16 protein-coding genes and 1 riboswitch are annotated in these 20012 nt (G+C 72.2%); of the genes, 14 read left to right on the forward strand and 2 right to left on the reverse strand.

All coding sequences use genetic code 11. From position 1 onward, the window contains the following. The first annotated feature begins 51 nt into the window (after positions 1-51). On the forward strand, positions 52-1074 hold the full coding sequence (locus ACL03H_RS16640) for a helix-turn-helix transcriptional regulator (RefSeq protein WP_412812160.1): 1023 nt from the start codon (positions 52-54) through the stop codon (positions 1072-1074). On the opposite strand, the gene ACL03H_RS16645 is transcribed toward ACL03H_RS16640, so the two are convergent. Beyond that, positions 1017-1928 (reverse strand): SDR family oxidoreductase, encoded by a 912-nt coding sequence (locus ACL03H_RS16645; RefSeq protein ID WP_412812161.1) that lies wholly within the window; start codon positions 1926-1928, stop codon positions 1017-1019. The two genes, ACL03H_RS16640 and ACL03H_RS16645, sit on opposite strands and share 58 nt — an antisense overlap. A 443-nt stretch (positions 1929-2371) precedes the next feature. Between ACL03H_RS16645 and ftsZ the strand changes: the two genes are divergently transcribed. The 12 genes from ftsZ to ACL03H_RS16705 all read left to right on the forward strand — a co-directional run bounded on the left by ftsZ (position 2372) and on the right by ACL03H_RS16705 (position 14993). Beyond that, positions 2372-3712, forward strand: coding sequence for a cell division protein FtsZ (gene ftsZ / locus ACL03H_RS16650; protein WP_412812162.1), 1341 nt, complete (start codon positions 2372-2374; stop codon positions 3710-3712). 91 nt (positions 3713-3803) lie between these two features. Further along, on the forward strand, positions 3804-4523 hold the full coding sequence (pgeF, locus tag ACL03H_RS16655; RefSeq protein ID WP_412812176.1) for a peptidoglycan editing factor PgeF: 720 nt from the start codon (positions 3804-3806) through the stop codon (positions 4521-4523). Then, complete coding sequence (locus ACL03H_RS16660; protein WP_412812163.1) at positions 4520-5254, forward strand: YggS family pyridoxal phosphate-dependent enzyme; 735 nt, start codon at positions 4520-4522, stop codon at positions 5252-5254. The genes pgeF and ACL03H_RS16660 overlap by 4 nt, the downstream gene beginning before the upstream one ends. A gap of 71 nt (positions 5255-5325) precedes the next feature. Continuing rightward, the gene (locus ACL03H_RS16665) at positions 5326-5964 is read left to right on the forward strand and encodes a cell division protein SepF (protein ID WP_412812164.1); all 639 of its coding nucleotides are present in this window, start codon (positions 5326-5328) and stop codon (positions 5962-5964) included. Positions 5965-5983: 19 nt separating this feature from the next. Continuing rightward, positions 5984-6283 carry a YggT family protein gene (locus ACL03H_RS16670; RefSeq protein WP_412812165.1) on the forward strand — a complete coding sequence of 100 codons (300 nt, stop codon included), beginning with the start codon at positions 5984-5986 and terminating at the stop codon, positions 6281-6283. A 47-nt stretch (positions 6284-6330) separates the two neighbouring features. Next, positions 6331-7161, forward strand: a complete 831-nt coding sequence (wag31, locus tag ACL03H_RS16675; protein ID WP_412812166.1) for a DivIVA-like cell division protein Wag31 — start codon at positions 6331-6333, stop codon at positions 7159-7161. Positions 7162-7279: 118 nt separating this feature from the next. After that, on the forward strand, positions 7280-7756 hold the full coding sequence (locus tag ACL03H_RS16680; RefSeq protein ID WP_412812167.1) for a hypothetical protein: 477 nt from the start codon (positions 7280-7282) through the stop codon (positions 7754-7756). Positions 7757-8083: 327 nt separating this feature from the next. After that, the gene (gene ileS / locus ACL03H_RS16685) at positions 8084-11266 is read left to right on the forward strand and encodes an isoleucine--tRNA ligase (RefSeq protein WP_412812168.1); all 3183 of its coding nucleotides are present in this window, start codon (positions 8084-8086) and stop codon (positions 11264-11266) included. A gap of 115 nt (positions 11267-11381) precedes the next feature. Beyond that, positions 11382-11496: riboswitch (SAM riboswitch) on the forward strand. Between the two features lie 37 nt (positions 11497-11533). Then, positions 11534-12895 (forward strand): aminotransferase class V-fold PLP-dependent enzyme, encoded by a 1362-nt coding sequence (locus ACL03H_RS16690; protein WP_412812169.1) that lies wholly within the window; start codon positions 11534-11536, stop codon positions 12893-12895. 24 nt (positions 12896-12919) lie between these two features. Continuing rightward, entirely contained in the window at positions 12920-13594 is a 675-nt protein-coding gene (gene lspA, locus ACL03H_RS16695) for a signal peptidase II (protein WP_412812170.1), read from the forward strand. 11 nt (positions 13595-13605) lie between these two features. After that, positions 13606-14523: an RluA family pseudouridine synthase gene (locus ACL03H_RS16700; RefSeq protein ID WP_412812177.1), complete on the forward strand. Its 918-nt coding sequence runs from the start codon at positions 13606-13608 to the stop codon at positions 14521-14523. Positions 14524-14591: 68 nt separating this feature from the next. Further along, positions 14592-14993: a hypothetical protein gene (locus ACL03H_RS16705; protein ID WP_412812171.1), complete on the forward strand. Its 402-nt coding sequence runs from the start codon at positions 14592-14594 to the stop codon at positions 14991-14993. Positions 14994-14998: 5 nt separating this feature from the next. On the opposite strand, the gene ACL03H_RS16710 is transcribed toward ACL03H_RS16705, so the two are convergent. Continuing rightward, positions 14999-16015 (reverse strand): AsnC family protein, encoded by a 1017-nt coding sequence (locus tag ACL03H_RS16710; protein ID WP_412812172.1) that lies wholly within the window; start codon positions 16013-16015, stop codon positions 14999-15001. A gap of 350 nt (positions 16016-16365) precedes the next feature. Between ACL03H_RS16710 and dnaE the strand changes: the two genes are divergently transcribed. Continuing rightward, complete coding sequence (dnaE, locus tag ACL03H_RS16715) at positions 16366-19956, forward strand: DNA polymerase III subunit alpha (RefSeq protein WP_412812173.1); 3591 nt, start codon at positions 16366-16368, stop codon at positions 19954-19956. Positions 19957-20012 lie beyond the last annotated feature (56 nt).

Below are 20012 nucleotides of genomic sequence, written 5' to 3' on the forward strand. Positions count from 1 at the left end.
CCCGTCGGTGGGCTCCCGTACCGTGCGCGGGGAACGGCGGGGAGGAGCGCGATGCGGGCGGCGCGGTTGATCTCACTGGTGCTGCTGCTGCAGTCCCGGGGCGGCATGACGGGACCCGAGCTGGCCGCGGAGCTGGAGGTCACCGAGCGCACCATCACTCGCGACGTGCTCGCGCTCGCCGAAGCCGGGGTGCCGATCGTCGCGGAACGCGGGCGCCACGGCGGTTACCGCCTGCTGGGCGGCTACCGCACCCGGCTCACCGGACTGCACCGCGCCGAGGCGGAAGCGCTGCTGCTGGCCGGGATCCCCGGGCCCGCCGCCGAGATGGGCCTCACCGAGCACGTCTCCAGCGCCCGGCGCAAGATCTCGGCGGCGCTCGCTCCGGGCTTCCGCGACGTGCCCGACCGGGTCTCGGGACGCTTCCACCTGGACGCGCCCGGTTGGTTCCGCGAGGCCGAGACCCCGCCGCTGCTCGCCGAGCTCGCCGACGCGGTGTGGCAGGACCGCCGGTTGCGGGTCGTCTACCGGCGGGGGGAGGACGAGGTGCGCCGCGAGATCGACCCGCACGGCCTCGTGCTCAAGGCAGGCGCCTGGTACGTCGCCGGGCGCAGCGGCGGGAGGTTCCTCGTCTACCGGGTGGACCGGTTCCGGCAGGTCGAGCTCGGCGAACCCTTCGAGCGGGACGAGGACTTCGCGCTGCCGGACTTCTGGCAGCGGCACACCGCCGAGTTCGCCCGCGCGCTGCTCCGGGAGGAGATCACCGTGTCGATCAGCCCCGCCGGCCTGCGCGAGCTGCACGTCCACGTGGGCCGGCCGGCCGCCGCGGACGCGCGCACCGCGGCCGGGGAGCCCGACGAGCAGGGCTGGGTGCGCACCACCCTGCCCGTCGAGTCCCTGGACGTCGCGCACGGGCAGCTGCTCGGCCTCGGCCCCGAGGTGCGAGTGCTCGCCCCGGAACCGATGCGGCGCCGGATGGCCGGAACCGCGGCCGCGCTGGCCGCGCTCTACGCCGTGGATCAGCGGTACCCGGTGGTGTCCTCCGGTCCGCCCCGCTCCACGACCTCGGTGATGTAGCGCCAGGCGTCCGGCAGCGAGCCGTCCAGGTCGGTGAACCCGTAGTGGCGCGCGAGCTCCGCGCTGGAGAGCGTGCGCCCCGCCCAGCGGGACACCTCCGGGTCCGCCGCCAGGGCCGCGACGCCGCGACCGACGAAGCGCGGTGTCTCGGAGATCCCGAAGTGCGGTTCGGCGGCCTCCCGCCAGTTCTCCTCGGTGACCCCGAACAGCTCCAGCATCATCTCCGAACGCAGCCAGCCGGGCGTGACCGCCACCGCCGTGCCGCCGTGCGCGCCCAGCTCCTCGGCCAGGCCGAACGCCATCCGGCTCGCGGCGATCTTCGTCACATCGAAGAAGACGCCCAGGTCGCGCCGGTAGCGCCGGTTGTACTCGGTGGTGCCGTCGGTGAGCTCCACGAGGAGCCCGCCGGGACGCCGGGACAGCAGGCCCAGCGCGAAGTGGCTGGTGATCAGGTGGGCCTCGACGCCCACCCGCAGCCTGCGCAGCCCGATGTCCAGCGAGTGCTCCCACACCGGCTTGTGCCAATCGGTGAGGTGCTCGCCGCCGAGGTCGTTGACCAGCAGGTCCAGCCGCCCCCGTTCCCGCTCGATCCGCGCCACCAGCGCGCGGACCTGCTCCGGGTCGGTGTGGTCCACCCGGACCGGGACGCCCTCACCGCCCGCGGCCGTCACCAGCTCCGCGGTGTCCTCAATGGATTCCGGCCGGTCGTACTCGGAGCGCTGCTCTCGGGTCGTGCGGCCCGTGCCGTACACCGTGGCGCCCGCGGCGCCCAGCTCCACGGCGATCCCGCGCCCCGCGCCTCGCGTCGCCCCCGCGACCAGCGCGATCCTCCCGCGCAGCGGTTGATCCACCATCGTGCTCCTCCCTCGAAACCGGTCTGTCCGGACGATGGTGGTGGCGAAACCGGACGACCGCGGTCCGGATTTCCGCGACGCCGTTTTCCCGAGCGGCCCGCCCGGCACGCCCGAGCGCGCGGTACGGTGAACGGAGGTGATCGCGTTCCACGCCGATCACCAAGCAGGCGAGAACGACGGTCGAGGCGGATCTGCGACGTGGTTGGCATGACACACCTGGGAGAGCTCCCGGCGTGGCTGCTGGACGCGGCGACGCGGGGACGCCTACGGTCCGCACCGGGTACGGGGTTGACCGCGTTTCGATCTTGTGCTCGCACGGGACCACTCCGGCGCAGACCGGTCCCCGTGCCAGCCCCGGACCACTGTCCGGTTCCTACGGTGACCGCTGTCGAAGCGGCCCGAGCAACGCAGAGCGCTCAGCCACGATCAGGAAGGCGGACCCGATGACGCCCCCGCACAACTACCTCGCGGTGATCAAGGTCGTCGGCATCGGTGGTGGCGGTGTCAACGCCGTGAACCGCATGATCGAGGTCGGCCTCAAGGGCGTCGAGTTCATCGCGGTGAACACCGACGCCCAGGCACTGCTCATGTCCGACGCCGACGTCAAGCTCGACATCGGCCGCGAGCTGACCCGCGGCCTCGGCGCGGGCGCCGCCCCCGAGGTCGGGCACAAGGCCGCCGAGGACCACAAGGAAGAGATCGAAGAGGTCCTCAAGGGCGCCGACATGGTCTTCGTGACCGCTGGCGAGGGCGGCGGCACCGGTACCGGTGGCGCCCCCGTGATCGCCGACGTCGCCCGCAAGCTGGGTGCGCTGACCATCGGCGTGGTCACCCGGCCCTTCTCCTTCGAGGGCAAGCGCCGGGCGAACCAGGCCGAGCAGGGCATCAAGGAGCTCCGCGAGTGCTGCGACACGCTCATCGTGATCCCGAACGACCGGCTGCTGCAGCTCGGTGACATCGGGGTCAGCCTGATGGACGCGTTCCGCTCCGCGGACGAGGTGCTGCTGTCCGGTGTGCAGGGCATCACCGACCTGATCACCACGCCCGGTCTGATCAACCTCGACTTCGCCGACGTCAAGAGCGTCATGTCCGGAGCGGGGAGCGCCCTGATGGGCATCGGCTCGGCGCGCGGGGAGGGCAGAGCCGTGCAGGCCGCGCAGAAGGCGATCAACTCGCCGCTGCTGGAGGCTTCGATGGAGGGCGCGCACGGCGTGCTGCTGGCCATCGCGGGCGGCTCCGACCTCGGCCTGTTCGAGATCAACGAGTCCGCTTCCCTGGTGCAGGAGTCCGCGCACCCCGAAGCCAACATCATCTTCGGCACGGTGATCGACGACTCGCTCGGCGACGAGGTGCGGGTCACCGTGATCGCCGCCGGGTTCGACGCGGGCGCGCCCACGCACAAGAAGCTGGAGCCCACCCGGGTCGGTGGCCGCGACGCGGTCGCCGGTGGCGAGGCCGGGCAGGTCACCGAGGGCCAGGTGGTCGACAGCACCTCCGAACCCGCGCCGGAACCGGCCGCGCCCGCGGCACCGCCGCAGCCAGCCCAGCAGCCGGCGCCGGTCGAGCAAACCCCGCAGCCGCAGGCCTCCCAGCAGTCCGAGCACCGGGAGCACTACCAACCGCGGCCGGGCTACGGCGACGGCGGAGTGTCCGTGCCGACCCGCGGCGGTTACCCGACCCACACCGGTACCCAGGGCATGAGCGGTCAGCTGCCCTCGCGCGCGGTGCCGGTGGCCGACGACAACGACGACGACGTGGACATCCCCCCGTTCATGCGGCGCTGACCGCGCGCACGGGGACGACGAGCGGGCACCGGGACCGGACTGGTCCCGGTGCCCGCTCGTGCGCCACGACCCTTCTAGTACGGGAGTGACAGTGCGGATCCGGCGCGTGATCACCACGCGGGAAGGCGGCAGCTCCGCGCCGCCGTTCGACTCGTTCAACCTCGGTGGCAGGGTCGGCGACGACCCCGAGGCGCTGGCGGCCAACGAGCGCAGGCTCGCCGCCGGGATCGGCCTCGATCCCCGGCGGGTGGTCTGGATGGAGCAGATCCACGGCAAGCACGCCGAGCTCGTGGACGGCCCCCGGGACGAGCCGGTGGAGGCCACCGACGCGCTGGTCACCGCCGAGCCGGGGCTCGCGCTCGCCGCGCTCACCGCGGACTGCGTGCCCGTGCTGCTCGGCGATCCGGTCACCGGCGTGGTCTCGGCCGTCCACGCGGGCCGCGTCGGGGCGCGGATCGGGGTCCTGGTGGAGGCGCTGAAGGCGATGCGCGACGCCGGGGCCCGGCTCGACGACGTCGAGGCGCTGCTCGGGCCCGCCGCCTGCGGCCAGTGCTACGAGGTGCCCGCGGCGATGCGGGACGACGTGGAGGAGTACCTGCCGGGCAGCGGCTGCCGCACCCGGAGGGGAACCCCGGGCCTGGACCTGCGCGCCGGGCTGTGGGAGCAGCTGGCCGGTGCCGGGATCGCGAAGATCGGCGTCGATCCGCGCTGCACCATGGAGAGCCGCGAGCTGTTCAGCCACCGCCGCGACGGGCCCCGCACCGGTCGGTTCGCGGCCGTCGTGTGGGCGGAACCCGAGGAGGAGCGGTGAACGACGAGGAGCGGCGCGCGGAACTGGCGGAATCGCTGCGGGCGGTCCGGCAGCGGCTGGACGCGGCGTGCGCGGCCGCCGGGCGTCCCGCCGGCGACGTGGAGCTGCTCGCGGTCACCAAGACCTTCCCGGCGCGGGACGTGGCGCTGCTGACCGATCTGGGGCTCACCGCGTTCGCGGAGAACCGCGAGCAGGAGGCCCGTCCGAAGGTCGCCGAGCTCGCCGAGCTGCGCCCGGACGCGGCGCCGCGCTGGCACGTGGTCGGGCAGCTGCAGCGGAACAAGGCGCGGTCGGTGGCCCGGTGGGCCGATGTCGTCGAATCCGCCGATAGCCCGCGCCTCGTGGAGGCGCTGTCCGGGGCCGTCCGGAACGCCTGGGACGCCGGGGAGCGGACACGCCCGCTCGAAATTCTCGTTCAGGTGAACCTCGACGAGGCGGCGGGGCGGGGCGGCTGCGCTCCCGCCGAGGTGCCCGCGCTCGCGGAGCTCGTGGCGACGAAGGGTGAGCTGGACTTGCGCGGAGTGATGGCGGTGGCGCCCCAGACCACTCCTGCGGACGTGGCGTTCGACACACTTTCCTTGATCGCCGGTCGGCTCCGCCGCGAGTTCCCGGAAGCTGGAGTGATCTCGGCGGGGATGAGCGGAGATCTGGAGAGTGCTGTGGCGCACGGCTCCACCCGGGTGCGTGTCGGAACGGCGCTGCTGGGCGGACGGCGGCTAATCTCGCCGTAGCCTGGGCGGAGGGGTCGAGGGCGGGTGGGACCGCGTTCGGCTCGGAGGAGTCGCGGAGGAAGGGCACGCCGATGAGCACGATGCACAAGCTGAAGGCCTACTTCGGCATGGTGCCTGCCGACGAGGTCGACGACTTCGACGACGACCACTACGCCGACCACTACGGCGACGCCGACGACTACGAGGCTCCAGCCGACCGGATCAACGGCCGCCGCCGGGTCGGGGTGCGCGGCGGGTACCAGGACGAGGCGTCCGGGGCCGAGCCGTTCGACGACCACGGGCACCGCGAGACCGCGCACCGCGCGGACGAGTATCGCGAGGTCAAGCCCCCGCGGCGGCAGTGGACGCCGGAGACGGCGGCGCGCACCGCGGCTGAGCGGGAGTCCGTGTCCCGGCTGCGGGCCGTCACCGACACCGGCAGCCACTTCAGCTTGAGCAAGATCACAACTCTGCATCCCCGGAGCTACAGCGAGGCTCGCACGATCGGGGAGCAGTACCGCGACGGCACGCCGGTGATCATGAACCTGACCGAGATGGACGAGGCCGACGCCAAGCGTCTGGTCGACTTCGCCGCAGGTCTGGCCTTCGCGATGCGCGGTTCGATCGAGAAGGTGACCAACCGGGTGTTCTTGCTCTCACCGCCCAACGTGGACGTCGCAGCCGAGGACAAGCGCCGCTTGGCCGAGGGTGCCTTCTTCAACTACGGCTGACCGGTGGCAGAGTTGAGCTGTGGAACTGGCGCTGATCGTCCTTTACTACGTGGTCTTCTTCTTCTGGCTGCTGCTCACGGCACGTATCGTGATCGAGCTCGTCCGGGTGTTCGCCCGCGACTGGCGCCCCGCCGGAGGGGTTGCAATCGCGTTGGAGAGCATCTACACAATGACCGACCCGCCGATCCGGCTGCTGCGTCGGGTGATCCCGACGGTCCGGATCGGCGGTGTAGGACTGGACCTATCCATTATGGTGCTGCTGCTGGTTGTGTTCATACTGATGCAGCTGCTGTTGAGACTATGGGCGCAGTCCGGGTAACGGGGAACCCGGGTGACCCGCAGCCGAAGAGTGCGTGAGGTGATCTTGTGGGCCTGACCCCCGCCGACGTGCATAACGTCGCGTTCAGTAAACCGCCGATCGGGAAGCGCGGTTACAACGAGGACGAGGTGGATGCTTTCCTCGACCTGGTTGAAGCCGAGCTCGCCCGGTTGGTGGAGGAGAACAACGATCTGCGCAGCCAGATGGAGCAGCTGGAGAACCAGCTGCAGTCGGCGCAGGTCGATCTCGACGACGCCCGCAGCCAGGCGGCGTCCGCGGTGTCCGCCGCCCCCGCTCCGGTGGAGGAACCGCGTCGGCTCGCGCCGGTCCCGGCACCCACCGCGGCCGAGCAGACCTCGCCCGGCGGTGATCACCACGTGCAGGCCGCCAAGGTCCTGGGGCTCGCTCAGGAGATGGCCGACCGGCTGACGGGTGAGGCCAAGGCCGAGGCCGACGGGATGCTCTCCGAGGCGCGCACCAAGTCCGAGCAGTTGCTCTCGGACGCCCGGTCCAAGTCCGACAGCATGGTGAACGAGGCGCGCACCCGTGCCGAGACCATGCTCAACGACGCCCGGACCCGGGCCGAGACCCTGGAACGGCAGGCCCGGGAGAAGGCCGCCGGTCTGGAGCGCGACGCCCAGCGCAAGCACGCCGAGGTGATGGGCAACATCACCCAGGAGAAGAACGCGCTGGAGAAGAAGATCGACACCTTGCGCACGTTCGAGCGCGAGTACCGCACCAGGCTCCAGACCTACCTGGAGTCGCAGCTGCGCGAGCTGCAGGACCGGGGCTCGGCGGCACCCGCCGAGAGCGGCAGCCGCGCTGCCTCGCAGCAGAACACCTACAGCTTCGGAGCACGCGCCGCCGAAGCCGGCTGAGCGGTCGGTCGACCGCGACCACCGGCCTCGGGACCGCCGAGCGGCAGGGGTGCCGTCGGCGGTCTGGTGAGCAGGGGACAAGGGGGTCCCCGCTCGGTGCGGTGAATGGAGTGTTCGGTTGTTGTTGGTCGTGCTGTTCCTGGTCTTGGCGGCTGGCGGGGTGCTGGTCACGTCGGTGCTGATCGACCGACCCGAGTGGTCCTGGTTGTCGGTGCTGCTCAGCGTGCTGGCCGCGGCTCTGCTCGTGGTGGAGCGGTTCCGGCGGCGACGGGAAGCGAGCTCGTCGTCGCCGGGGTCCTCGCCCGAGGGGGAAGCAGGGCGGGAACCGGGGGAAGCGGCCGACGACGAAGCCGACGATCGTGAACCTGACGAGGAGGACACCGACGCGGCGGACGCGCTGCTGGTGTCCGACTCGGAGGACGAGGTCGTGGTGGTCGACGAACGCCCCCGCTACCACCTGGCAGGCTGCGGCTGGCTGGGGGAGCGGGCGGTGGAAGGCCTGCCGGTGCGCGAAGCCCGCGAGCTGGGCTTCACCGCCTGCGCGCGGTGCGCCCCGGACGCGGTGCTGGCCGAGAAGGCGCGCGCGGTGCGCTGAGCCGGTGGCCGCGAAAAACGGGTGGCGGTGCGAAGCTATGCTGGATGCGGGCTGGTCGCGGGGAGCGACCGGTCCGCATCGGCGTTGATCCGGCCATCACCGGGGAGCCTCCGGAAGAACGGGCCACGGCCCCAGTAGAACCGGACGGGTTCGGCCCGTGACAGCCGAGAACGAGGGGTCGCCGTCGGTGCGCGGTGGCAAGCGGGGTGGTACCGCGGGACGCGGGCGGTCGCAGGGTTCGGCCGCGCGTCGTGTCGTCCCCGCGTGGGCGGCGAGAGCGCTGCCCGTGCGGCTGACGACGACACACCGGCGAGGAGCACACCCGCGATGGCTTATCCGAAGGTCCGATTCGGCGGAACCGCCGACAACCCCGACCGGGACCCGCAGCACGAGCGCGGCGTGGCCGCGCAGCCCTCCTTCCCGCGGATCGAGCGGGAGGTCCTCGACTTCTGGTCCGGCGACAAGATCTTCCAGGAGAGCGTGCAGGCGCGGGAAGCCGGCCGGAACGGCGCGAACGAGTTCGTCTTCTACGACGGCCCGCCCTTCGCCAACGGCCTGCCGCACTACGGGCACCTGCTCACCGGGTACGTCAAGGACGCGGTGCCGCGCTACCAGACCATGCGCGGTCGGCGGGTCGAACGCCGCTTCGGTTGGGACTGCCACGGCCTGCCCGCCGAGGTGCAGGCGGAGAAGCAGCTCGGCATCACCTCGAAGTCCGAGATCGAGGCGATGGGCGTCGGCGAGTTCAACGAGGCCTGCCGCGCCTCCGTGCTGCGCTACACGCGGGAGTGGGAGGACTACGTCACCCGCCAGGCCCGCTGGGTGGACTTCGACAACGACTACAAGACGCTCGACATGGACTACATGGAGAGCGTCATGTGGGCGTTCAAGACCCTGTGGGACAAGGGGCTGATCTACGAGGGCTTCAAGGTGCTCTGGTACTGCTGGCGCTGCGAGACGCCGCTGTCCAACACCGAGACGCGCATGGACGACACCTACCGCCAGCGGCAGGACCCGGCGGTGACCGTGGGCCTGCGGCTCGCCGCGCCCGGCAAGGTCTTCGACGGCGCGCTGGCGCTGGTGTGGACGACGACTCCGTGGACGCTGCCGTCGAACCTCGCGGCCGCCGTGCACCCCGAGGTGGACTACGCGCTGGTCGAACCCGGCCAGGGCGGCGAGCGCTACGTCCTCGCCGAGGCCCGGCTGGGCGCGTACGCGCGGGAGCTCGGTGAGGACGTCGCCGACCGCGTCGTCGCCCGGTTCACCGGTGCCGAGCTCGTCGGCACGAGCTACCGGCCGCCGTTCGACTTTTTCGCGGGGCGCACGAACGCCCACCAGGTGCTGCCCGCCGACTACGTCACCACCGACGACGGCACCGGGGTCGTGCACATCGCTCCGGCCTTCGGCGAGGAGGACAAGCTCGTCACCGACGCGCACGGCATCGAGCCGGTCGTCCCGGTGGACGCGCGCGGCCGGTTCACCGCCGAGGTCGCTCCGTACGAGGGGCTGCAGGTCTTCGAGGCGAACAAGCCGATCATCCGGGACCTCAAGGAAGCCGGGCTGCTGCTGCGGCACGAGACCTACGACCACCCGTACCCGCACTGCTGGCGCTGCGACAACGCGCTGATCCAGCGCGCCCTGTCGTCCTGGTTCGTGGCCGTCACCCAGTTCCGGGACCGCATGGTCGAGCTGAACCAGCAGATCAACTGGGTGCCCGGGCACATCCGGGACGGCCAGTTCGGCAAGTGGCTGTCGAACGCCCGCGACTGGAACATCTCCCGGAACCGGTACTGGGGCTCGCCGATCCCGGTGTGGACCTCCGACGATCCCGCCCACCCGCGCACCGACGTGTACGGCTCGCTGGAGGAGCTGGAGCGCGACTTCGGGGTGCGGCCCACCGACCTGCACCGCCCGAACATCGACGAGCTGACCCGCCCCAACCCGGACGACCCGACCGGCCGGTCCACGATGCGGCGGGTGCCGGAGGTGCTGGACTGCTGGTTCGAGTCCGGGGCGATGCCGTTCGCCCAGGTCCACTACCCGTTCGAGAACGCCGACTGGTTCGAGCACCACTACCCGGGCGACTTCATCGTCGAGTACAACGGCCAGTCCCGCGGCTGGTTCTACCTGCTGCACGTGCTGGCGACCGCGCTGTTCGACCGGCCGGCGTTCTCCAACGTCGTCGCGCACGGCATCGTGCTCGGCGACGACGGCATGAAGATGTCGAAGTCGAAGAACAACTACCCGGACGTCAACGAGGTCTTCGACCGCGACGGCTCGGACGCGATGCGCTGGTTCCTGATGGCCAGCCCGATCCTGCGCGGCGGGGACCTCGTGGTCACCGAGCGCGGCATCCGGGACGCGGTTCGCCAGGCCGTCCTGCCGCTGTGGAACTCCTGGTACTTCCTGGCGCTGTACGCCAACGCCGAGGGCGTCGAAGGCCGGTTCCGGGTGGACAGCCAGCACGTGCTGGACCGCTACGTGCTGGCCAAGACCCACGAACTCGTCGGCGACGTGCAGGCAGCGATGGACGTCTTCGACCCCGCCGGGGCCTGCGCCAGCGTCCGGGACTTCCTGGAGGTGCTGACCAACTGGTACGTGCGCCGCTCCCGGGACCGGTTCTGGGCCGGGGACGCCGACGCCATCGACACCCTGCACACCGTGCTGGAGGTGACCAGCCGGGTGGTGGCGCCGTTGCTGCCGCTGACCGCCGAGGCGGTGTGGCGCGGGCTCACCGGCGGCCGCTCGGTGCACCTGACCGACTGGCCGCTGGTCGACGAGCTGCCCGCCGACGCGGCGCTGGTCTCGGCGATGGACCGGGTGCGCCAGGTGTGCTCCTCGGCGCTGGCGCTGCGCAAGGCCAACACGCTGCGGGTGCGGCTGCCGCTGGCGAAGCTCGTCGTGGCCGTGCCGGAGTCGGAAGCGCTGCGGTCGTTCGCGGACCTGGTGCGCGAGGAGGTCAACGTCAAGGAGGTCGAGCTGACCTCCGACGTGGCCGCCCACGGCCGGTTCGAGATCGCCGTGAACGCCCGCGCTGCCGGACCCCGGCTCGGCAAGGACGTGCAGCGGGTGATCAAGGCCGTGAAGTCCGGCGACTGGACCCGGACCCCGGCCGGTGCCGTCGTCGCCGGTGGCATCGAGTTGCAGGAGGGCGAGTTCACCGAGCGCCTGGTCTCCACCGACACCGGGGCGGCCGCGGCGCTGCCCGGCGGCACCGGGCTCGTGGTGCTGGACTGCGAGGTCACCCCGGAGCTGGCCGCCGAGGGCGTCGCCCGGGACGTGGTGCGGGTCGTGCAGCAGGCCCGCCGGGACGCCGGTTTCGAGGTCTCGGACCGGATCCGGGTGGAGCTCTCCGCCCCGGCGGAGGTGCTGGCCGCCGTCGACGCGCACCGCGCGTTCATCGCCGGTGAGACCCTCGCCGACGCCGTGGCGGCGGGCGAGGCCGAAGGCGGTTCCGAGGGCAGCGTCGGGGACGGCGTGGCCGTGTCGGTCGCCGTCACCCGCGTCTGATCGTCGCGTCCGGGCGGGCTCCTCGCGGGCCCGCCCGGACGGGCGTGGCGCGCCTCCCACTTCGCGGACGGGGTGTTGCGCGCGGCGGAGTCGATCCCTAGTGTTCTCCGGCGAAGGTCATGAGTGCCAGCGGGAAACCCCGGTTTGCTGGCCGGCAACCCTCCTACCGCGGTGGGGTGCCCCGGGTGAGGACCTGGCCGATCGCGCAGGGCGATCGGCAAGCGCGGGCCCCGAACGCTCCGGGCCCGGGAGGCCTGAGGAGGCATCGTGTCGTCAGCCGTCCGCTCCGCCACCGGTGAGCGCACCCCCACCCCCGCCTGGTCCCTCGTGGACTCCGTCCCGGTGGTGCCCGCGGTGGTCGGCTCCCAGCTGCGGGTTCCGCTGGTCACCGGCCGGTCCGTCGAGTACGCGAACCTCGACCACGGAGCCAGCGCGCCCTGCCTGAACGCGGTGCGCGACGCCGTGAACGAGCTGCTGCCCTGGTACGCCAGCGTGCACCGGGGCGCCGGTTTCGCCTCGCAGGTCTGCACCCGCGTCTACGAAGGGGCGCGGGACGTCCTGCGCCGGTTCGTCGGCGCTCGCCGCACCGACTCGGTGATCTTCACGCGGAACACCACCGACGCGCTGAACCTGCTGGCCGCCGCGCTGCCCGCGGAGACCTCGGTGGTCGTCTTCGACACCGAGCACCACGCCGCGCTGCTGCCCTGGGGCGGGACCCGGGTGCGCCACCTCGGCATCCCGGCCAGCCCGGAGGAGGCCGTGCGGCTGCTGGACGACGCGCTCGCCGCCTGTCCCGAGGGGCCGAAGCTCGCGGTGCTCACCGGTGCCTCCAACGTCACCGGTGAGGTGTGGCCGGTCGCCGAGCTCGCCCGCGTCGCCCGCTCGCACGGGGCGCGCACGGTCCTCGACGCCGCGCAGCTCGCCCCGCACCGCCCGGTGCGGATCGCCGACCTCGGCGTGGACCACGCGGTGCTGTCCGGGCACAAGCTCTACGCGCCCTTCGGTGCGGGCGCCCTCATCGGCCGCGACGACTGGCTGGAGCAGGCCCCGCCGTACCTGGCGGGCGGCGGGGCGACCCGCTCGGTCCCCGACACCGGGGAGATCGACTGGACCAGCGGGCCGGAGCGGCACGAGGGCGGTTCCCCGAACACCGTCGGCGTGCACGCGCTCGCCACCGCCTGCGAAGCGCTGGCCGAGCACGCCGAGGCGATCGCCGGGCACGAGGACCAGCTGCTGCGCAGGCTGCGGAGCGGGCTCGCCGAGGTGCCCGGGCTGCGGGAGCTCAGCCTGTTCGGCCCCGAGCACGACCGGGTCGGCGTGGTGAGCTTCACCATCGACGGGCAGGACCCGGGGCTGCTGGCCGCCGCGCTGTCCGCCGAGCACGGCATCGGCGTGCGGGACGGGTTGTTCTGCGCGCACCGCGCGGTGCGCCACCTGCTCACCGGTTCGGGCCAGCAGCGGGCCGTGCGGATCAGCCTCGGGCTCGGCACGACCGTCGAGCACGTGGATCGCCTCGTCACCGCGCTCCGGTCCCTCGTGGCCCGCGGACCGCGGTGGCGCTACGAACAGCAGGACGGGCGCTGGGTGCCCGCGGACGACCCCAGGGAGTTCCCGACCGGCCTGGCGTGAGCCGTCGAGCCGGGGTCGGGGAGAATGGGACGGGTGAACACCGACTCCGAGCATCCAGGATCGAACCCCGCCGCGGGGGAGGGCGCTTCCCGCGAGCCGGAACCGCGCGCCCCGGAAACGGCGGCCGAGGGAGCCGAGCAGGCGGGCGGAGCCGAGGCGGTCGCCTCGTCCCGGGCCCCCCGCGCGTTGCTGGTGCTGTTGTTCGGGGTCGCCGCGCTGCTGCTCGCCGCCGACGTGGTCACCAAGATCGCGGCGGTGGCGGCGCTGGAGGGCCGACCGGCCGTGGAGCTGCTGGGCGGTTCGGTCTACCTGGTGCTGGTGCGCAACCCCGGGGCCGCGTTCTCGCTGGCCACCGGCATGACCTGGCTGCTGGCGCTGCTGGCGATCGCGGTGGTCGGGGCGATCGTGTGGCTGGCGCCGAAGCTGCGCTCGACCGGCTGGGCCATCGGGCTCGGGCTGGTGCTCGGCGGCGCCTGCGGCAACTTGGTGGACCGGCTGTTCCGCGCTCCCGGGCCGCTGCGGGGGCACGTGGTGGACTTCGTCTCGCTGTTCGCACCGGACGGCAGCGTGTGGCCGGTGTTCAACGTCGCCGACTCGGCCATCGTGTGCGGTGGCATCCTCGTGGTGGTCTTGTCGCTGCTCGGCCGCGACTACGACGGCACCTTGCACGTCCGGGCGAAGCGCGGGGGCCGCTCATGAGCGAGGCGCGGATGCTCCCCGTCCCCGACGGCCTGGAGGGGATGCGGGTCGACGCGGGGCTGGCGAAGCTGCTCGGGCTCTCCCGCAACGCCGTCGCCGGGATCGCCGAATCCGGCGAGGTGCTGCTCGACGGGGCCCCGGTCGGCAAGTCCGACCGGCTCGTCGCGGGCGGGTTGCTGGAAGTCGTGCTGCCCGACGCGCGCCCCGGGCCCGAGGTCGTCGCCGTGCCCGTCGAGGGCCTGCGGATCCTGCACCAGGACGACGACATCGTGGTGGTCGACAAACCGATCGGCGTGGCCGTGCACCCCAGCCCCGGCTGGGAGGGGCCAACCGTCGTCGGCGGGCTCGCCGCCGCCGGGGTGCGGATCGCGACCTCCGGAGCCGCCGAGCGCCAAGGCGTCGTGCACCGGCTGGACGCGGGCACCACCGGCGTCATGGTGGCAGCCAAGAGCGAGCACGCCTACACGGTGCTCAAGCGCGCCTTCAAGGAGCGCACCGTGGAGAAGCGCTATCACGCGCTGGTGCAGGGCCACCCCGATCCGAGCAGCGGCACCATCGACGCGCCGATCGACCGGCACCCCAAGCACGACTACAAGTTCGCCGTGGTCAGCGGCGGCAAGCCCAGCATCACCCACTACGAGACGGTGGAGGCGTTCCGCGCGGCCTCGTTGGTGGACGTGAAGCTGGAGACCGGGCGCACCCACCAGATCCGGGTGCACTTCGCCGCCGTCCGGCACCCCTGCGCGGGCGATCTGACCTACGGGGCGGACCCGGTGCTGGCCCGCAGGCTCGCGCTGAGCAGGCAGTGGCTGCACGCGCGGATGCTCGGCTTCGAGCACCCCGCGGACGGCAGGTGGGTCACCTTCACCAGCGACTACCCGGCCGATCTGCAGCAGGCGCTGGACGTCCTCCGGGCGCAGGACGCCTGACCGCCGCGTCGCGGAGACCGGATCGCGTAGCTTGGTCGGCGAGCAGCCGTGATCGCGGGGGAGGACCGATGGCCGAGGCCGCAGCGGGCGGAGCCCGGCGCGAGCTCACCGGAGACGCACCGGGCCCGCCGACGGGGATGTCGTGGAGCGGCTCGCTGCTGCCCGGGTCCGAACCGAGCGCGCGGCCCGAGCCGATCACGCAGCCGGTGCCGCGGGTCCGCGAGGACGACGCGCCGCCCGCGCCCGGCACCGAACCGGACGAGCCCGGCACGGCGACGAGGGGGCTCGCGGAACTGCTCGCGGCCGAGGACGTGGGCCGGGCCGGCCCCGCGGTGCTGGGCGCCGACCCGGCGCCGGGGAGCTCCGGCGACGCGGGCGAGTGGCCGACGCTGCACCGCCGCGAGCGCAAGCCCGCCCAGCCGCGCGGTGCCGCCGCGCTCGACTGGATCCGGCGCCGCCGCGCGCGGTAGCGCGGTCAGAGGTCGGTGATGTCCCAGAGCAGGGTCCGCTGCTCGTCCCCGGGGCGCGGGGACCAGCGGACCGCCGCCAGCTCGGTCTCGTCCGGCAGCACGTACACGGTGTGCCCGCCCGCGGTCTCGCCGGGCGGAACGCCGATGCGGTGCGGCGGGCGCGAGGACAGCGACACCGGCGCCTTGCCGACCGTGGAACCGTCCGCGGCCACCAGCACCAGGTACAGGTCCGGCAGCGAGGTGAACGGCATCGGGCTGCGGTTGGTCAGCTCGGTGTGCACCACGACCGAGCGCTCGCCCTCCTGGAGCTGGTAACCGGCGGCGGTGAACAGGAAGTCCGCCGGATCGACGACCTCCACGAGCTGAATGGTGATCCGCTCGCCTTCGAGGCCGTCCACGTCGAGCTTGCTGCCGACCTTCCCGGTGCGGGCCGCGACCGGCTGGCCCTGGCCGGGCGCCGGGGTCTTCGCGGTGAGCGCGTCGGCGGCTCCGGCCTGGGGGCGCGGTGCCTGTTGCGGACCGGACTGGCCGGCGGGCTGGTCGCCGCGCGCCCACGCCGCCGAACCGGGCGGGCCCCACGGGTTCGCCGCCTGCGGCGGACCGTGCTGCGGCGGGGCGGCCTGCGGCTGCTGGGGAGGTGCGAACGAGGCGGGCGGGGCCGGGACGAACGGCTGCTGCGGGGCCTGGCCCGGGTGACCGCCGGTGTGCCCACCGCTCAGGCCCCCGTGCACCTGGTGACCACCGCTCGGCGGATTCGGCACCGCGTGCGGCCCGGAGACCTGGTAACCCCCGCTGGCCTGGGCCGCCCAGGCGTGGGCGGCGGCGACGGCGTTGCGGATGCCGACCGGATCGCACTCCACACCGACCACCATCGGCAGCCCGGTGGTGGACAGCGCCGCCAAGCGGGCGGCCACGTCCCGGACGTCCATCCCGAGTCGTCCGGCGAGCTCGGGCACCGCCGCGCGGCCGGATTCTGCGACGGCGGTGAGCAGGCGCACGTCCACGGGATCAGGGGCTGTCACGGCACGCCACGCTACCCCCTCGCCGGAGATCGTTGTCCGGTCGGGCGGATGTTGGGAACGGCCCGGCCGGTCCGGGCGCCGCGCAGCTCGGCGGGTTCGGGATCGATACCGCTGAAGACGACCTCGCGGCACGCCACGGGGGTTGCCGGGAGGTCGGGAGGCCTGGCGTTAGGCTGTCTCGGTCCGGCACCGCCGCGGCCGCCCCTGTGGTTCTCGCACCGTCGATCGGACCGGTGTCGCGCCTCGCTGAACGGGTCCGGTTTCCCGGCCCGTTCGCCGTCGCTCGCGTCCAGGGGGAGGCCGCCGAACGGGCCGCGCCCGTCCCGGCCGATCGCGCAGGAGGCTCCCCCGTGCCAGTCGATCCCTTCGTCCACCTCCACGTGCACACCGAGTACTCGATGCTCGACGGCGCGGCGAAGGTCGCCCCGTTGTTCGCGGAGGCGACACGGCTGGAGATGCCGGCCGTGGGGATGACAGACCACGGGAACATGTTCGGGGCGGACGAGTTCTACCAGCAGGCGAAGAAGTCCGGGATCAAGCCGATCATCGGGATCGAGGCCTACATCGCGCCGAACAGCCGCTACCACAAGAAGCCGGTGTTCTGGGGCGAGGCCAAGCAGCGCGGCACCGACGAGTACGGCGAGGGCGGTGACGTGTCCGGCGCGGGCGCGTACACCCACATGACGATGGTGGCCCGCAACGCGACGGGCCTGCGCAACCTGTTCACGCTGTCGAGCCGCGCCAGCATGGAGGGGCAGTACCGGAAGCCGCGGATGGACCGGGAGCTGATCGCCGAGCACGCCGAGGGGATCATCGCGACGACCGGCTGCCCGTCCGGCGAGGTGCAGACCCGGTTGCGGCTGCGGCAGTACCGGGAGGCGTTGCAGGCGGCCTCGGACTACCGGGACATCTTCGGGGCGGAGAACTTCTTCCTGGAGCTGATGGACCACGGGCTGCCCATCGAGCGCTCCGTGCGGGAGAACCTGCTCAAGATCGCCGGGGAGCTGAACCTCAAGCCGCTGGCGACCAACGACAGCCACTACGTCACCGCCGACCAGGCCGAATCGCACGGCGCGCTGCTGTGCGTGCAGTCGGGCAAGACGCTGAGCGACTCCAGCCGGTTCAAGTTCGACGGTGACGGCTACTACCTGAAGTCGGCCGAGGAGATGCGGGCGTACTGGGACGAGGAGGTCCCGGGGGCCGCGGACAACACGCTGCTGGTCGCGGAGATGGTCGAGTCCTACGAGGACGTGTGGTCCTTCCAGGACCGGATGCCGCGGGTCACCGTGGAGGGCGGCCAGTCCGAGCTGGAGCAGCTGCGGGCCGAGGTCGAGGAGTTCTTGCCCAGCCGCTACCCGAACGGGGCTGGTCAGGACGTGCTGGACCGGGTCGAGACCGAGCTCGACGTGCTGGACAAGAAGGGCTACTGCGCTTACTTCCTCGTCGTCGGCGACGTGACGCGGTGGGCGAAGTCGCAGGGCATCCACGTCGGGCCGGGCCGCGGTTCGGCGGCGGGATCGCTGCTGGCCTACATCCTGCACATCACGAACCTGGACCCGCTGGAGCACGGGCTGATCTTCGAGCGGTTCCTGAACCCGGAGCGCGACTCCCCGCCGGACATCGACCTCGACTTCGACGACCGGCGCCGGGACGAGGTGCTGCAGTACGCCATCGACAAGTACGGCCGCGGCAAGGTCGCCCAGGTCATCACCTTCGGCAAGATTAAGACGAAGGCGGCGATCAAGGACTCCGCGCGGGTGCACCACGGGCAGCCGGGCTTCGCGATCGCCGACAAGATCTCCAAGGCGCTGCCGCCGCCGATCGCCGCGAAGGACATCCCGCTGTCCGGCATCGTCGACCCGCAGCACGAGCGCTACGCCGAGGCCGCCGAGGTCCGCACCCTCATCGAGACCGACCAGGCCGTCTCGCAGATCTTCGACACCGCCCGGGGCCTCGAGGGCCTGATCCGCAACGCCGGCGTGCACGCGTGCGCGGTCATCCTGTCCTCCCAGGAGCTGCTGGGCACCGTGCCGCTGTGGCAGCGCGACGACGGCTCCGTCATCACCGGCTGGGACTACCCGTCCTGCGAGGCCATCGGACTGCTCAAGATGGACTTCCTGGGCCTGTCGAACCTCACGATCCTCGGCGACGCGCTGGAGATGGTGCGGGCCAACCACGACCGCGAGATCGACCTGTCCACCCTCGGGCTCGACGACGCCCCCACCTACGAGCTGCTGGCGCGTGGTGAATCCCTCGGCGTCTTCCAGCTCGAAGGCGGGGGCATGCGGGAACTGCTCAAGCGGATGCAGCCCACCGAGTTCGGCGACGTGGTGGCGGCGAACGCGCTGTACCGACCGGGCCCGATGGAGGTCAACGCGCACCTCGACTACGCCGACCGCAAGAACGGCAAGAAGCCCGTCGAGCCGATCCACCCCGACCTCGAAGAACCGCTCAAGGACATCCTGGCCGAGACCTACGGTCTCATCGTCTACCAGGAGCAGATCATGGCGATCGCGCAGAAGGTCGCCGGGTACAGCCTCGGCCGAGCCGACATCCTGCGCCGCGCGATGGGCAAGAAGAAGAAGTCCGTGCTGGACCAGGAGTTCGAGGGCTTCCGGGAGGGAATGCTCGCGAACGGGTACAAGGACGAGGCCATCGACAAGCTCTGGTCCACGGTCCTGCCGTTCGCCGGGTACGCGTTCAACAAGTCCCACGCCGCCGGTTACGCCCTCGTGGCGTACTGGACGGCGTACCTGAAGGCGAACTACCCGGCCGAGTACATGGCCGCGCTGCTCACCTCCAACGGGGACAACAAGGACAAGATGGCGGTGTACCTCGCGGAGTGCCGCCGGATGGGCGTCAAGGTCCTCTCACCCGACGTCAACGACTCCCGCAACAACTTCACCGCCGTCGGCTCCGACATCCGCTTCGGGCTCACCGCCATCCGCAACGTCGGCTCCAACGTCGTCGCCTCCATCTGCAAGATCCGCGAGGACAAGGGGCGCTACACCTCCTTCACCGACTTCCTCGACAAGTCCGAAACGGTGGCCTGCAACAAGCGCGTCATCGAATCGCTGATCAAGGCCGGTGCGTTCGACTCCCTCGGGCACACCCGGATGTCGCTGGCGCAGCACCACGAAGCGGCCGTCGACGCCGTCATCGGGCTCAAGCGCCAGGAAGCGCTCGGGCAGTTCGACCTGTTCGGCGGCGGCTCCGAAGAGGACGCCGCGGACGACTCCTCGCCGCTGGCGCACCTCAAGTTCACCCCCGAGGAGTGGCCGCGCAAGCAGCTGCTCGCCTACGAGCGGGAAATGCTCGGCCTCTACGTCTCCGCGCACCCGCTGGACGGGGCCGAACGGCTGCTCGCGCCGTACCAGGACACCGGCATCGCCCACCTCGTCGGCGGCGAGCGGCAGAGCTCCGGGGACGGCAAGGACCAGTGCAAGATCGCCGGAATGATCTCCGGCATCCAGCGGCGCATCAACAAGAACGGCAGCCCCTGGGCCATCGTCACCGTCGAGGACCTCGACGCCAGCGTCGAGGTGCTGTTCTTCCCCAAGTCCTACGAGATGTTCGCCGACTGCCTCGTCGAGGACACCGCCATCGCCGTCAAGGGCCGCATCAACGAGCGGGAGGGCGCGATCAGCGTGTTCGCCTCGGACGCGGTCCCGGTGGACATCTCCGCCGCCGAGACCGACCCGGGCACCAGCCCCGCCTTCGTGATCAAGGTCCCGGCCAGCCGGGTGGACAAGTCCCTGGTCGGGGAGCTCAAGCGGACCCTGCGGGCGCACAGCGGCACCGTCCCGGTGCACGTGAAGCTCAGCGGGCCGCGCGGGGTGACGCGGCTGGCGCTGTCCAGCGACTACTTCGTGTCCACCGACAACGGCCTGCAGGGTGAGCTCAAGGGGCTGCTCGGCGCGGGGTGCTTCGAGTCCTTCTGACCCCCGACGTGGGGGGGGGGGGGGGGGGGGGGGGGGGGGGGAGGGTGGGGGGGGGG

The organism is Saccharopolyspora antibiotica, from assembly GCF_047200635.1.
Taxonomy (GTDB): domain Bacteria; phylum Actinomycetota; class Actinomycetes; order Mycobacteriales; family Pseudonocardiaceae; genus Saccharopolyspora_C.